Annotated in this window: 1 protein-coding gene; it reads left to right on the top strand. The window is 71.4% G+C overall.

All coding sequences use genetic code 11. The features are described from left to right. Positions 1–332, top strand: a 332-nt coding sequence (locus tag BVI061214_RS00515; RefSeq protein WP_428843215.1) for an ABC transporter permease subunit, incomplete at both ends; no start/stop codon positions are given.

Below are 332 nucleotides of genomic sequence, written 5' to 3'. Positions count from 1 at the left end.
CCGCTTTGGCCCTCTCCTGGGACCTGGTGGCCCGCACCGGCCAGCTCTCCCTGGCCCATGGCGCCTTCTTTGGGCTTGGGGCCTATGGGGTGGGGCTCCTCGTGCCCCACGTGGGGACCCTCCCCGCTCTGGCCTTGGGGAGCCTGCTTGCGGGGTTTTTCGCCCTCCTCCTGGGTTCGGTAACCTTGAGGCTCCACGGCCTCTACTTCGCCATCGCCAGCCTGGCCTTCAGCGAGGTGCTGAGGACCCTGGCCCTGAAGCTCCCCTTCACCGGCGGGCCCCTCGGCCTTCCCGTTCCCCCCGCCTTCGGCGGGGCGCCCTTTGCGCCCCCC

Origin of the sequence: Thermus aquaticus (assembly GCF_001280255.1) — a bacterium.
Taxonomy (GTDB): Bacteria; Deinococcota; Deinococci; order Deinococcales; family Thermaceae; genus Thermus; species Thermus aquaticus.
The sequence above is the reverse complement of the archived record's forward strand: the minus strand, read 5'-3'. Positions and strand labels throughout refer to the sequence as shown.